At 71.1% G+C, this 14646-nt stretch carries 5 protein-coding genes and 4 pseudogenes; 2 read left to right on the top strand and 7 right to left on the bottom strand.

Annotated features, from left to right (window positions below):
• The 7 genes and pseudogenes from BMG07_RS18580 to BMG07_RS18550 form a co-directional block, all read right to left on the bottom strand.
• A pseudogene (locus BMG07_RS18580) lies at window positions 1–1010 on the bottom strand (tripartite tricarboxylate transporter substrate binding protein).
• A gap of 30 nt (window positions 1011–1040) precedes the next feature.
• Entirely contained in the window at window positions 1041–1922 is an 882-nt protein-coding gene (locus tag BMG07_RS18575; protein ID WP_198085802.1) for a MaoC/PaaZ C-terminal domain-containing protein, read from the bottom strand.
• Between the two features lie 4 nt (window positions 1923–1926).
• A pseudogene (locus BMG07_RS18570) lies at window positions 1927–2837 on the bottom strand (tripartite tricarboxylate transporter substrate binding protein).
• Between the two features lie 135 nt (window positions 2838–2972).
• The gene (locus tag BMG07_RS18565) at window positions 2973–3362 is read right to left on the bottom strand and encodes a Zn-ribbon domain-containing OB-fold protein (RefSeq protein ID WP_198085801.1); all 390 of its coding nucleotides are present in this window, start codon (window positions 3360–3362) and stop codon (window positions 2973–2975) included.
• On the bottom strand, window positions 3359–4516 hold the full coding sequence (locus BMG07_RS18560; RefSeq protein ID WP_198085800.1) for a thiolase family protein: 1158 nt from the start codon (window positions 4514–4516) through the stop codon (window positions 3359–3361). The genes BMG07_RS18565 and BMG07_RS18560 overlap by 4 nt, the downstream gene beginning before the upstream one ends.
• Window positions 4517–4518: 2 nt before the next feature.
• The gene (locus tag BMG07_RS18555) at window positions 4519–5373 is read right to left on the bottom strand and encodes an IclR family transcriptional regulator (protein WP_269759141.1); all 855 of its coding nucleotides are present in this window, start codon (window positions 5371–5373) and stop codon (window positions 4519–4521) included.
• Window positions 5374–5522: 149 nt separating this feature from the next.
• A pseudogene (locus BMG07_RS18550) lies at window positions 5523–7972 on the bottom strand (DNA internalization-related competence protein ComEC/Rec2).
• Between the two features lie 141 nt (window positions 7973–8113).
• Here BMG07_RS18550 and BMG07_RS18545 point away from each other — a divergent pair.
• Both BMG07_RS18545 and BMG07_RS18540 read left to right on the top strand, forming a co-directional pair.
• Window positions 8114–11638 carry a DUF2126 domain-containing protein gene (locus tag BMG07_RS18545; RefSeq protein WP_198085799.1) on the top strand — a complete coding sequence of 1175 codons (3525 nt, stop codon included), beginning with the start codon at window positions 8114–8116 and terminating at the stop codon, window positions 11636–11638.
• A 64-nt stretch (window positions 11639–11702) separates the two neighbouring features.
• Window positions 11703–14469: pseudogene (locus tag BMG07_RS18540) on the top strand (circularly permuted type 2 ATP-grasp protein).
• Window positions 14470–14646 lie beyond the last annotated feature (177 nt).

Here is a 14646-nt window from a genome sequence, read left to right as displayed (position 1 = left end):
TCAGTCCACCTGGATGTTGGCGGTGCGCACCACCTGGGTCCACTTCGCGATCTCGGCGTGCAGCGTCTTGCCGAAGGCCTCGGGCGTGCCGGGCGCGGCCTCCGCGCGACCTCGAAGAGCCGCTGCTTGACCTGCGGATCGCTCAGCGCGCGGCCGATGTCGGCACTGAGCCGCTGCACGATGTCCTTCGGCGTGCCGGCCGGCGCCATGAACGCGGCCCACGAGTAGGCCTCGTAGCCCGGCAGGCCCGACTCGGCCACGGTCGGCACGTCGGGCAGCAGCACCGAGCGGCGCGCGCTCGCCACGGCAATGGCGCGCACCTTGCCGCCCTTGATCTGCGGAATGGCCGTGGGCGCGTCGGCGAACATCAGCTGCACCTGGCCGCCGAGCAAATCGGTCATGGCCGGCGCGCTGCCCTTGTACGGCACGTGCAGCAGCTTGGTGCCCGCCTGCATGTTGAAGAGTTCACCCGCCAGGTGCGTGCCGCCGCCGTTGCCGGCCGAGCCGAAGCTCAGCTTGCCGGGCGACTTCTTGTCGAGTGCGATGAGCTCGGCCACGTTGCGCGCCGGCACCGACGGATGCGCCACCAGCACCACCGGGAACATCGCGCCGAAGCTCAGCGGCACGAAGTCGCGCTCGATGTCGTAGGCCAGCTTGGGCCGCAGGCTCGGCAGCACCGAGTGGTGGATGCTGCACACCAGCACGTTGTAGCCGTCGGCCGGCGAACGCGCGACGTTCTCGGCGCCGACGATGCCGCCCGCGCCCGCCCGGTTGTCGACGATGGCCTGCTGCCCCCACAGCTCGGTGAGCTTCTGCGCCACCGCGCGGCCCGTGGTGTCGACCGGCCCGCCGGCCGGGAACGGCACGACGAAGCGCACCGGCCGGCTCGGGTACGGCTGCTGCGCAAGCGTTGGCAGCGCCAGCGTGGCCGCCGCGGCCGCGCCGCCGGCAAGGCACAGGCGGCGCGTGAACAGCGGGCCGCGTTGCGTTTCGATGTCCTGCTTTTTCATTCGGATGTCTCCTGGCTGGATTTCTTGAGATCAGGCGTCGATGCGCGCGTGGCCGTGGTCGAGCACGGTGCGGTCGCGCGCGGGCACGCGGGCCCGGAAGTACAGGTCGTGCGGGCCTTCGCGATGCATTTCGACGCGCAGCGTCTCGCCCGGGAACACCGGCGCCGAGAAGCGCGCGAACAGGCTCTTCAGGCGCGCGGGGTCGTTGCCGCAAGCGTGGGCCAGCACCGCATGGCCCGCGATGCCCCAGGTACACAGGCCGTGAAGAATCGGCCGCTCGAAGCCGGCGGCGCGCGCCACCTCGGGGTCGGAATGCAGCGGGTTGCGGTCGGCGCACAGGCGGTAGAGCAAGGCCTGCTGCGGCAGCGTGGGAATGTCGACCACCATGTCGGGCGCGCGCTGCGGCACGGGCCTGGACGCCTCGGGCGCCGCGTCGCCCGGCACGGCCTCGGTCGCGAAGCCGCCGTTGCCGCGCGCGAAGGTCGTGTGCGTCACGGTCGCCAACGGCTCGCCGCTGGCCTGGTCGAACAGGACCTTGTCGTAGGTGACGGTGGCGCCGCGCCCCGGGCCCTTGTCGACGATGCGCGTCACGCGGTGGCGCGCCACCACCGTGCCGGACGCGGGCAGCGGCCGGTGCCACACCACCTTTTCTTCGCCATGCACGATCTGCGCGAAGTCGATGCCGGTGGCCGGGTCCTGCATCCACGAGCCCGGAAAACCCAGCACCACCGCGAGCGTGGGCAGCGCCAGCGGCATGCCGGCCACGGTGTCGTTGACGAACTTCAGCTGCGCCGCGTCGGTCGGGTCGCGGCCCAGGCCCAGTGCGAGCGCATAGCGCAGCGTGTCGTCGGTGCCGTAGCTGTGAACGATATCGGCGAAGGCCCAGGCCTTCAGCTTCACGGGGTCGATCATGGCGTCAGTCCAGCGTGGCGCCCGAGACCTTGACCACCTGCGCCCATTTCAGCACTTCGGCGTTCATGAAGTCGCCGAAAGCCTCGGGCGTGTTCCATGTCGCGGCAAAGCCTTGCGCGTCGAACTTGTCCTTCACCTCGGGCAGGGCCAGCGCTTTCTTCAGCTCGGCGTTCAGGCGCGCGATCACCTCGGGTGGCGTGCCGGCAGGTGCGAGCAGGCCGTTCCAGGCGATGGCCTCGTAGCCCGGCAGGCCCGACTCCGCCACGGTCGGAATGTCGGGTGCGGCGGGCGAGCGCCTGGCGCTGGTCACGGCCAGTGCCTTGAGCTTGCCGCCCTTCACGTGCGGCATGGCCGAGAGCATGGTGTCGAACATCAGCTGCGCCTGGCCGCCCATCACGTCGTCAGCGCGGGGGCGCTGCCCTTGTACGGGATGTGCGTCATCTTCACGCCCGCCATCGAGGCGAACAGCTCGGCCGACAGGTGCGTCGACTGGCCGTTGCCCGACGACGCGAAGTTCAATTGCCCCGGCTTGGCCTTGGCCAGCGCGATCAGCTCGCCGACGTTCTTCGCGGGCAGCTCGGGGTTGGCGACGATGACGAGCGGGCCGCTGGTGAGCAGCGAGACCGGCGTCAGGTCCTTGGTGAGCTTGTAGCCCAGGTTCTTGAACAGCGAGGGGTTGATGGCATGCGCCGTGGTCGCGACCACCAGCGTGTAGCCGTCGGGCGCGCTGCGCGCCACGAACTCGGCGCCGGTGTTGCCGCCCGCGCCGGGCCGGTTGTCGACGATGAACTGCTGGCCCGTCTGCTCCGACAGCTTCTGCGCGACCACGCGTGCAACGATGTCGGTCGGCCCGCCCGGCGGGTACGGCACGACCAGCTTCACGGGCTTGTTGGGGTAGCCCTGTGCATGGGCCATGGGAACGGCCGCGAGGCAGACCGCGGCGCCCAGCGCGCTCAACAGCTGCCGCCGGACGGAAGATCGGAACGAACGCATGCTTTGTCTCCTGCTTTGTGGTTGTCTTGATTGCGGTGGCGAATGCGGGGCGGGCGCTCAGCCTGGCGCTGGCGCGAAACGCACGAGCACATGACCCGCGTGCGCGAAGTAGCCGGCGCTCACGCGGTCGCCGATGCGCACGCCGGGCTCGGCATGCGCCATGAGGCGCGGCCCCTCGTCGAGCGTGACCAGCACCAGCGTGTACGGCGCGAGCGCGCGGAACTCGTCGGACGGCGCGCGCGAGACCACGGTGACGGCGTGCACCGTTGCGGTGCCGCGCGCGGTCTGCCATGCCAGGCGCGTGCTGCCGCAGTGCGCGCAGGCGTAGTGCGCCAGCGTCTGGGCATGGCCGCAATCGCTGCACGACTGGAAGCGCAATTCGCGATCCGCCAGCCCTTCGACGAAAGGCGCAGCCAATGCGCTGGAGGCGGCAGGCGCGCTGCTCATGCCGACACCTCGCGCGACAGGATCAGGCTCACGTGCGAGGACATGACGCCGCCGTCCGCATGCACGAACGCGTGCCGTGGCCGCCGCGACAACTGCCGCGCGCCGGCCTGCCCCGTCATCTGGCGGAAGGCCTCGACCGTGTGCGCCATGCCGCCCGCCACGCCGCAATGGCCGAAGGACAGCAGGCCGCCGTGGGTGTTGAGCGGCAGCGGGCCGTCGGGGCGGAAGTCGCCGTTGCGCACGCGCTGCGCGGCGCCACCGCGCGGCGCAAAGCCGATTTCTTCGAGCAGCATGGCCAGGGTGATGGTGAAGGAGTCGTAGATGCCCAGGCAGTCGATGTCCTCGACGCGCAGGCCCGCTTCGTCGAAGGCGCGCCGGGCCGCTTCGCCCGCGCCGCACTGCATGACGTCGGCCATTGCGCTCAGGTGCTGATGGCGGTGCGCCTGCCCTGCCCCGGCCATCGCGACGCTCGCCTCGCCGTGGGGCGACGCGGACACGACCAGCGCCATCGCGCCGTCGGAAATGGGGCAGCAGTCGAGCAGCTTGAGCGGCGCGGCAATCGGCTTGGAGGCGAGCACGTCGTCGAGCGAGATCGCCGTTTTCAGGTGCGCGTCGGGGTGGCCCGCTGCGTTGGCCCGCATCAGCACCGCGAGCTCGGCCAGGTCGGCTTCGCGCGTGCCGGTCTCGTGCATGTAGCGCGAGGCGAGCAGGCCGTAGTAGGCCGGCACCGAGGCGCCGTTGGGCACTTCGAAATCGGCGTCGCCCACCTGCGCGAGCGTCTGGATGGCGCTGTCGCGCGACTGGCCGCTGAGGCGGTTCTCGCCGGCCACCACCAGCACGTTGCGACAGCGCCCGGCGCGCACCAGGTCGCGCGCCAGCATCAGCATCGCGGAACCGGTGGCGCCGCCCAGTTGCAGGCTGTGCGCGTAGGCGGGCTTGAGCGAGAAGCGCTCGCAGAACAGCGTGGACAGCATCAGGTGCGGCAGCGTGGTCGCGTAGCCGCAGAGCACGCCGTCGATGTCGGCGCGGCGCAGGCCGGCCGTGTCCAGCGCCTGTTGCGCGGCTTCGGCCATCAGGTCGAGCGCGCCGCGGCCTTCGTGGCGGCCGAAGGCGGTGTTGCCGGCGCCGGTGAGGTACGTAGGGGAGTCGGTCATGGTCATTCAGTGAACGGCGGCGCGGCGGCCCGCGCCGCGCGAGGCTTGCGTGCTCTGGTGGGCGGCGCCGCTCCACAGCACTTCACAGGTGGCGCATTCGCGCTTGAGCGCTTGGCGAGCTCGACCTCGCGCGAGGTGATGCGGTCGTTGAGCGCCGCGATGCTGATGGCCGCAACGGGCCGGCCGTCGGCGCCGAGGATGGGCGCGGCGATGCCGCCCATGCGCTCGACCACCACGTCGAGCAGCACCGCGTAGCCGCGCTCGCGGGCTTCGAGCGCGTGGGTCTCGAGCAGCTTGGGCGTGATGCGCGGATAGCGCTTGAGCTGCGGCGCGATGACGGCGAGCGCGGCCTGCCGCTCGGCTTCGGGCATCCACGCGAGCAGCGCGAGGCTGCCCGCGCCCACGCCGAGCGGGCGGCGGCTGCCGACCGACAGGTAATTGGCGCGGATCGGAAAGCGCCCCTCCTCCACGTCGACGCACAGCGACTCGATGCCGCTGGGAATCGACAGGATCACGCTGTCCTCGAAGTGGCCCGTGAGGCGCAACAGGCTCGGGCGCACCAGCGGGCGCGGGTCGAAGCGGGCCAGCGCGGCGGCGCCGAGCACCAGCAGTTCGGCGCCCAGGCTGTAGTGCTTGGTCTGCGCGTCGCGCACCACGAAGCCGTCGCGCATTAGCACTTCGACCAGGCGCAGCACCGTGGTCTTGTCCAGGCCGGTGGCCACGGCGATGTCGGTGAGGCGGGTCACGCCGGGGTCGGACAGCGCGCGCAGGATGCGGCAGGCGCGCTCGACCGACGAGGTCGGCTCGGTCGTGCTGTTGGCCAGCACGGAGGTCGCGGAGCGGGGGCGGAGGGCCATCGGTCTTGTCTCTTTGTTTCATTCAACGGAACCGCTATTGCAGCGCTATTGAAGGACTGGCGCCATGGCCGGTCAAGCAAACGCCAAAAAGTTACTGCCAGCGAAACTTTTTGAGGGAAAACCCGAAATGGCCCCGCGGCCGCGCGGCGTCAGGGCAGGCGGTGCTGCCAGTAGCGGGCCTGGCGCGCGCGTTCGCAGGCGACCTCGGCGGGGTGCGCGCTGGTCCAGTGCGCGGCGCCGCAGCGGGTGTTCTCGACCAGTTGCACATCGCGCTCGCCATACCGCGCCGTCACCTCGGCGGCAGGGTGGCCGAAGCGGTTGCGGTAGCCGGCCTGCACGAAGGCGATGCGCGGCTGCACCGCGTCGAGGAAGGCCGCGCTCGACGAGGTCTTGCTGCCATGGTGCGGCGCCAGCAGCACGTCGGCGCGCAGCGACTGCGGCACGCGCGCGACCAGCGCGGCCTCTTGCAGCCGCTCGATGTCGCCGGCCAGCAGCGCGGTCGCGCGCCGTTGCCGATGCGCAGCACGCACGACACGGCATTGGGCTTGGCGGTGAAGGTCTGGTAGTCGTCCGCCGAGGGGTGCAGCACCTCGAAGCGCACGCCGTCCCAGGTCCAGTGCTGCCCCGCTTCGCAACGCCGCGCGGGGCGCAAGGCCTGCAGCGGGTGCGTGGCCTCGATGGAACTGAGCAGCGTCGCCTCGGGCTGCATCGCGAGCACGGCCGGCGCGCCGCCCGTGTGGTCGATGTCGCGATGGCTCAGCACCAGCAGGTCGAGCCGCTCGTCGTGGGCGCGCAGCAGCGGCACGAGCACGCGGTGGCCCGCATCGCTTTCGAGGCTGTAGCGCGGGCCGGTGTCGTACAGCAGGCTGTGCGTGGCGGTGCGCACCAGCACGGCGTTGCCCTGCCCGATGTCGGCGGCAAGCAGCTCGAACTCGCCCACGGTGGGGCGCGGTGCCTGCCACAGCAGCACGGGCAGCAGCAGCGGCACGCCGAGCGCGCGCAGGGACCACGGCAGGCGCATCGCGAGCAGCGCGCCGCCCGCCACGCCGCAGGCCGCCATCCACGGCGGCGGCGCGGCCATCGACAGCGTGGCGAAGGGTAAGCCCGCGCACCATTGCAGCAGCACGGCCAGCACATGCACCGCCCACCCGGCCGCGTCCCACGACGGTGCGACGGCCACGCCGAGCATGGCCAGCGGCGTGACGACCAGCGTGACCCACGGAATCGCGACCGCATTGGCCAGCAGCCCGACCAGCGACACCTGCTGGAACAGAAGGAGGCTCAGCGGCGTGAGCGCCAGTGTGATGACCCACTGCTCGCGAAAGAACCCGAACAGCCGCGAAGACGCGCCCGCGCGCGGCGCGCCGGGCACCGACGCATCGGTGGCGAACAGCACGCCCACCGCCACGAAGCTCAGCCAGAAGCCGGCCTGCATCAGCGCCCATGGATCGACCGCGACCACCACCGCGGCGGTCAGCAGCCACACATGCGGCCACGGCCAGCGCCGGCCCGTGAGGCGCAGCAGCGCAACCGTCGCGAGCATCCACACCGTGCGCTGCGACGGCACGCCCCCGCCGCTGAAGAGCGCATAGAGCCCGGCCAGCAGCACGCCGCCGACCAGCGCGGCCTGCGGCGCGGGAACACGCAGCATGAGACGCGCGCTGCGCCGCCACAGCCAGCCGACGGCATGCGCCGCGAGCCACGCGAACATGGTCACGTGCAGGCCCGAGATCGACATCAGGTGCGCCACGCCCGTTGCGCGGAACACGTCCCAGCCCGCGCGGTCGATGGCGCTCTGGTCGCCCGTGACCAGCGCCGCGATCACGCCGGCCCGCGCGCGGTCGGGCACGCGCTCGAACACCGCGTCGCGAACCGCTTCGCGCGCGCGCTCGACCGGGTGCAGCCAGGTGACGGCGATGCGCTTGGGCGCGGTATCGCGCGCGCCGGTTCGCACGGAGCCGTTGGCATGCACGCCCTGCTCCCACGACCACAGTTCGCTGTCGAAGCCGAAGGGATTGATGTTGCCGTGCGGCGCCTTCAGGCGCACGGTGAACTGCCATCGCTCGCCGGCGTGCACGGCGCCGACTTCGGCAAGAGGCACGGGCTTGTCGCCGGACGCGCGGCCCCACGGGCCGGTGCTCTGCGCGTACCAGCCGAGGGCAATGCGGTCGGGCACGCGCAAGGCTTCGCCGATGGCCGGCTCGGCCCAGCGCGCAGCGTCGACATCCAAACGGAATCGTGTTCCGGACTCATTGCGCTGCGGCATCTCCGCGACGACGCCCGTGACCACGAGGTCGCGGCCTTCGACGGAGGGCGCGAGCGCACCACGCTCATAGGCCACCGCGCGCCAGCCGGCGAGCCCCGCGCCGGCCATGGCGCCGCACAGCAACGCGAGCGTCACGACGGGCAGGCGGCGCTCGATGAAGGAACGCCCTCGCCACAAGCCCATGGCGGCCACGAGCAGCGAGGCCGCGTAGACCCACGCCGGCCAAAGCACCGGCTGGCGCAATTGCAAGGCCGCGCCGAGCACCGATCCGGCCAGCGCGGCAAAGCCCCAGGCCCCGTGCACGGCATGGCCGGACGCGCGAAATCGCGTCACCGACGAACGTCCGAACCCATGATGCAAACCCTCCCCCAAGTCACGCTCAGTGGCGCGTTAATTGCTAAGCATCTGGGCTAGTATGCGTCTCACCAGAGACATCTTTTCGATGCAATCTGCCAGTACTGCACACAAAAACGCATGTCCATTCACGCCGCACTCCACCACGTCACCCACTACAAATACGACCGCCTGGTGCAGTTGGGCCCGCAGGTCGTGCGCTTGCGTCCCGCGCCGCACTGCCGCAGCAACGTCATCTCGTATTCGCTGCGCGTCGAACCCGCGGAGCACTTCGTCAACTGGATGCAGGACCCGTTCGCCAACTACCAGGCGCGGCTCGTGTTCCCCGAGAAGACACGCGAGTTCAAGGTCACGGTCGACCTCGTGGTCGAGATGGCGGTCTACAACCCCTTCGACTTCTTCCTCGAGCCCCAGGCCGAGAACTTCCCGTTCAAGTACACGGCCTCGCAGGCTGAAGAGCTGGCGCCCTACCTCGTCACCGAAACGCCCACGCCGCTGCTGCAGGCTTACCTCGACAAGATCGAGCGCAAGGAACAGCGCACCATCGACTTCCTGGTCGGCATCAACCAGCAGGTGCAGCAGGACGTCAACTACCTGATCCGCATGGAGCCCGGCGTGCAGACGCCGGAAGAAACGCTCGCCAGCGGCAGCGGCTCCTGCCGCGACTCGGGCTGGCTGCTGGTGCAACTGCTGCGCCACTGCGGGCTGGCCGCGCGCTTCGTCTCGGGCTACCTGATCCAGCTCACGCCCGACGTGAAGGCGCTCGACGGGCCGAGCGGCACCACGGTCGACTTCACCGACCTGCACGCCTGGTGCGAGGTGTTCCTGCCGGGCGCGGGCTGGATCGGCCTGGACGCCACCTCGGGCCTGCTGGCCGGCGAGGGCCACATTCCGCTGGCGTGCACGCCCACTTCGAGCGCGGCGCCCATCGAAGGCGGCGTGGACGAGTCCGAGGTCGAGTTCGGCCACGAGATGAAGGTCACGCGCATCTACGAATCGCCGCGCGTCACCAAGCCCTACACCGAAGAGCAATGGGCCGAGGTGCTGACCCTGGGCGACGCGGTCGACGCGCGCCTGAAGGCCGGCGACGTGCGCCTGACCATGGGCGGCGAGCCCACCTACGTGGCCACCAGCGACCGCGACGCGGCCGAGTGGAACACCGACGCGCTCGGCCCCACCAAGCGCGGCTACGCCACCGAACTCGTGCACAAGCTGCGCGCCGAATACGGCAAGGGCGGCTTCCTGCACTTCGGCCAGGGCAAGTGGTATCCGGGCGAGCAACTGCCGCGCTGGGCGCTGTCGATCTTCTGGCGCGCCGACGGCCAGACGCTGTGGCACGACCCCGAGCTGTTCGCCGACGAGCGCTTTCCCACGCACTACACCAGCGAAGACGCGCGCCGCTTCACCAACGTGCTGGCGCACAAGCTGGGCCTGACCGAGCGCTACATCCAGCCCGGCTACGAAGACATCTACTACTACCTGTGGCGCGAACGCCGCCTGCCGGTGAACGTCGACCCCTTCGAGTCGAAGCTGGACGACGAGCTCGAACGCGTGCGCCTGCGCCGCGTGTTCACGCAGAAGCTGGACGCGGTGATCGGCTACATGCTGCCCATCGAGCCCGGCAACGCCAACGGCGACGCCCCCGCGCTGGCCGGCCCGGCCTGGAAGACCGGCCCCTGGTTCCTGCGCGACGACCGCCTCTACCTGATTCCGGGCGACTCGCCCATGGGCTACCGCCTGCCGCTCGACTCGCAGCCGTGGGCCAGCAAGGGCGACTACCCCTACCTGGTCGAGCGCGACCCGACCGCGCCGCGCGGCGCGCTGCCCAGCGCGGCCGACTACCGCGCGCGCTACACCGCCACCACCACGGGCGCCTCGGGCGGCGCCGACCTGGGCGCCGTGCCTTACGCCTTCGGCACGCCGCCGGTCGTGCCCTCGTCGCTGCGCATGCAGTCGCCGGGCGCCGGCGGAAGCGATGGCGATGCATCCGCGGCCTCACGCAACAACGACGACACGGCCGACAACACCGCCGCCACGCGCCAGCCGCTGCGCGGCGAGTCGGCCCACTGGGTCACGCGCACCGCGCTGTGCGTCGAGGTGCGCGACCCGCGCCGCGCCAACGGCCCCGCGGCCGAGAAGAAGGGCAATGCCTCTGGCGTGCTCTACGTCTTCATGCCGCCGCTCGCGCGCCTGGAGGACTACCTGGACCTCGTGGCCGCCGTCGAAGCCACCGCGCGCGACCTGGGCATGCGCATCGTGATGGAAGGCTATCCGCCGCCGCGCGACCCGCGCCTGAAGATGCTGGCCGTGACGCCCGACCCGGGCGTGATTGAGGTCAACATCCACCCGGCCCACAACTGGAAGGAACTGGTCGACCACACCGAGTTCCTCTACAACGCCGCGTTCGAAACGCGCCTGTCGGCCGAGAAGTTCATGACCGACGGCCGCCACACCGGCACCGGCGGGGGCAACCACTTCGTGATGGGCGGCGCCACGCCCGCCGACAGCCCGTTCCTGCGCCGGCCCGAGCTGCTGGCCAGCCTGCTGCTCTACTGGCACAACCACCCGTCGCTGAGCTACCTGTTCTCGGGCATGTTCATCGGCCCGACCAGCCAGGCACCGCGCGTGGACGAAGCACGCAACGACCAGGTCTACGAGCTCGAAATCGCCCTGCAGGAAATTGCGAAGAACCGCGAGATCTACGGCCAGAACATGCCCGCGTGGCTGGTCGACCGCACGCTGCGCAACATCCTGATCGACGTGTCGGGCAACACGCACCGCAGCGAGTTCTGCATCGACAAGCTCTACTCGCCCGACTCCAGCACCGGCCGCCTCGGCCTGCTGGAGCTGCGGGCCTTCGAAATGCCGCCGCATGCGCGCATGAGCATCGCGCAGCAACTGCTGATCCGCGCGCTGGTGGCCCGCTTCTGGGACGAGCCCTACAAGGCGCCCGTCACGCGCTGGGGCACCGAGCTGCACGACCGCTTCCTGCTGCCGACCTTCGTGAAGATGGACTTCGACGACGTCATCAGCGAAATGCGCCAGGCCGGCTTCGCGTTCGATGCCGACTGGTTCGCGCCGCATTTCGAGTTCCGCTTCCCGCTGGTCGGCCAGATGCAGGCCATGGGCGTGGAGCTGTCGCTGCGCAACGCGCTGGAGCCCTGGCACGTGATGGGCGAGGAAGGCTCGGCCGGCGGCACGGTGCGCTATGTCGATTCGTCGCTGGAGCGCATCGAGGTGCGCGTGACCGGCCTGAACGAAAGCCGCCACGTCGTCACCGTCAACGGCAAGGTGCTGCCGCTGCAGCCCACCGGCGTGACCGGCGAGTTCGTGGCCGGCGTGCGCTACAAGGCCTGGAACCCGCCTTCGGCGCTGCACCCGAGCATCGGCGCGCATGCCCCGCTGACCTTCGACCTGGTCGACACCTGGATGAAGCGCTCGCTGGGCGGCTGCCAGTACTTCGTCGCCCACCCGGGCGGTCGCAACTACGACACCTTCCCGGTCAATGCCTACGAGGCCGAGAGCCGCCGCCATTCGCGCTTCACGCGCACCGGCCACACGCCCGGCCTCATGCGCACGCCGCCGGCCACCATCGAGCTGCCGGGCAGCCGCGAGTTCCCGTTCACGCTCGACCTGCGCCGCTGACGGGGATGCCTACCACACCGCCGCAGCGGCCTTGCCGTGACGGCGGTGTGACAATCCCCCTCCTGTGGAACCCTTGAACGAATCACTGTTCGGCGCCCAGGCACTGGAATTTCCAGCGGCCCTGGCGTCGGCGCTCGCCCCGGCCGCCCTGCCCGGACATTTCGACGAACTGCGCGGACAGGCCACGCCGGTGGCGCCGCCCCGGCCGGCGACAGGCGCTGCCGCCGCCCCGCAAGCGCCGCAGCTGTACGACGCCGCAGCGGAGCAGCGACTGCTGCCTTCGCAATCACAGTCCCAATCGCAAGCTGCCGGCCCCCAGTCGCAAAGCCAGTCCCAGTCGTCCTCGCAGGCCCAGCAGCCAGCCCCGCCCGGCGAGCAACCGCCGCTCACGCCCGCCTGGAACGACTTCTTCGAACAGCTCGGCCCGGGCGGCTTCACGACCTGCCCCGGCGCGCGCCAGCCTGGAGCGGCAGATCCGCGACAACGGCGTCACCTACAACGTCTACGCCGACGCCAACGGCCCGCAGCGCCCCTGGTCGCTCGACCTGTTCCCGCTGATCGTCTCCCCCGAGAGCTGGAGCCAGATCGAGCCGGCGTGCTGCAGCGCGTGCGCGTGCTCGACCGCGTGATGGCCGACGTCTACGGCCCGCAGCAGCTGCTGGCCGAAGGCCTGATTCCCCCGGCCTTGGTGCGCGGCCACCCCGGCTACCTGCGCGCGCTGCACGGCGTGAAGCCGCCCGGTGACACCTGGTTGCACATTGCCGCCTTCGACCTCGCGCGCGGCCCCGACGGCAACTGGTGGGTGGTGTCGCAGCGCACCCAGGCGCCCTCGGGCCTGGGCTACCTGCTCGAGAACCGGCTGGCCATCACGCGCCAGTTCCCGCAGGCCTTCGAGGCCCTGCAGGTGCAGCGCCTGGCCGCCACCTACAGCGCCATGATGGAAGGCCTGCAGCGCATGTGCCCGGCCGGCGTTCCGCCGCACATCGCGCTGCTCACGCCCGGCCCGTACAACGAAACCTATTTCGAGCACGCCTACCTCGCGCGCTACCTGGGCATCACGCTGGTCGAGGGCAGCGACCTCACGGTGCGCGACCAGCGCCTGTACCTGAAGACGCTGCAGGGCCTGCGCCCGGTGCACGGCCTGATCAAGCGGCTGGACGACCAGTTCCTCGACCCGCTGGAGCTGCGCCCCGATTCCACGCTCGGCGTGCCCGGCCTGCTGCAGGCCATTCGCGCGGGCAACGTGCTGGTGGCCAACATGCCGGGCTCGGCGTTCCTCGAGTCGCCCGCGCTGCTCGGCTTCCTGCCGGGGCTGGCGCGCCGCCTGATCGGCGAAAAGCTCAAGCTGCCCGCGCTGCCCACCTGGTGGTGCGGCGAGCGCGCCGCGCTCGAATCGGTGCTGCCGCAACTGGCCGACTGCGCCATCAAGCCCACCTACCCCGGCTTCGACGGCCGCGCCAGCTTCGACGCCGTGCTCGGTAGCCAGCTCGGTCGGCGCGAGCTCGACGAGTGGGCCGGCCGCATCGTGCGCGAGGGCGACGTCCACACCGTGCAGGGCTACCAGCCGCTGTCGCAGATGCCCACCTGGGCCAACGACATGGGCCCGGGCCACATCGCGCCGCGCGCCGTGATGCTGCGCGTGTTCGCGGTGAGCGACGGCGCGCAGTCGTGGCGCGTGCTGCCCGGCGGCCTGGCCCGGCTCGCGGGGCCCGATGCGCAGATCGCCTCCATGCAGCGCGGCGGCAGCAGCGCCGACGTGTGGGTGCAGACGCACGGGGAGGTCGACCGCACCACGCTGCTGCAGCCGCACGCCACGCCCGCCTCGCTCGCGCGGCACCGCGCGCCCGTCACCAGCCGCGCGGCCGAGAACATGTTCTGGCTCGGCCGCTACACCGAGCGCGCCGAAAACGCGGTGCGCCTGGCGCGCCTCACGCTCAATTTGCTGGGCGGCGAAGACCAGTCGTCGCGCCCGCTGCTCGAATGGCTGCACCGCATGGCGCTGCGCAACGCGCTGGTGCCGGCCGAGGCGCCGAGCGCGCCGCAGTCGCGCCGCGTGTTCGAGCGCGCGCTGATCGCCGAGCTGGGCGACGTCGAGCGCGGCGGCAGCGTCGGCTTCAGCCTGATGTGCATCCGGCAGGCCGCGGCCGCCGTGCGCGAGCGGCTGTCGCAGGACAACTGGAACCAGATCGTGCGCGCCGAGGCCGACTTCCTGCGCCGGGCCGCCGAGCAGGCCGGCGAAGGCAGCTTTGCCGCCAGCGCCGCGCTGCGCGCGCTCGAGTCCGCCAGCACCGCGCTGGCCGCCATGACCGGCGCGCAGACCGACCGCATGACGCGCGACGACGCCTGGCGCCTGCTGTCGATCGGCCGCCACATCGAGCGGCTGGGCTTCCTGTCGAACGCGCTGCAGGCCGCTTCGAGAACGGCGCCGTGCACGAGGTCGGCGGTTTCGAAGCCATGGTGGCGCTGTTCGACAGCACCATCACCTTCACGCGCGCTACCAGCAGCGCCGCGACGTCGCGACCATGGTCGACCTGCTGGTGCTCGACGCCGAGAACCCGCGCTCGCTGGCCTGGGTCACGCAGACGCTGCGCGGTCGCATCGCGCGGCTGGCCGGCAGCGCGCCGGGCAAGCTCACGGCCCTGTCTTACGAGTTGCCCGACCCGGCCACCTGGACGCTCGAACACCTGTGCGCCGCCGGGCCCGACGCCAACTACCCGGCCCTGGCCGAGCTGCTCGCCAGCTGCGAAACGGCCGCCTACCATGTGTCGGACGCCATCGGCACACGCTACTTCACGCTCACCTCGGAATCGCTTCGCTCGGTCGGAGCCTGATTCCCAAACAACGAATGTTCCAAGGAGGCAAATACATGTCAGGCATCGCCACAATCCATCGCCGCTTCGCACTCACCGCCGCCGCTGTGCTCGCGGCCCTTGCCATGGCGGGCTGTGGCAAGCAACCGGAAGCGGCCGCGCCCGCCGCCGCCAGCGCACCGCCCCCGCCGGCCGCCG

The organism is Variovorax sp. E3 (genome assembly GCF_016082275.1).
Lineage (GTDB): Bacteria > Pseudomonadota > Gammaproteobacteria > Burkholderiales > Burkholderiaceae_C > Variovorax.
The sequence above is the reverse complement of the archived record's forward strand: the minus strand, read 5'-3'. Positions and strand labels throughout refer to the sequence as shown.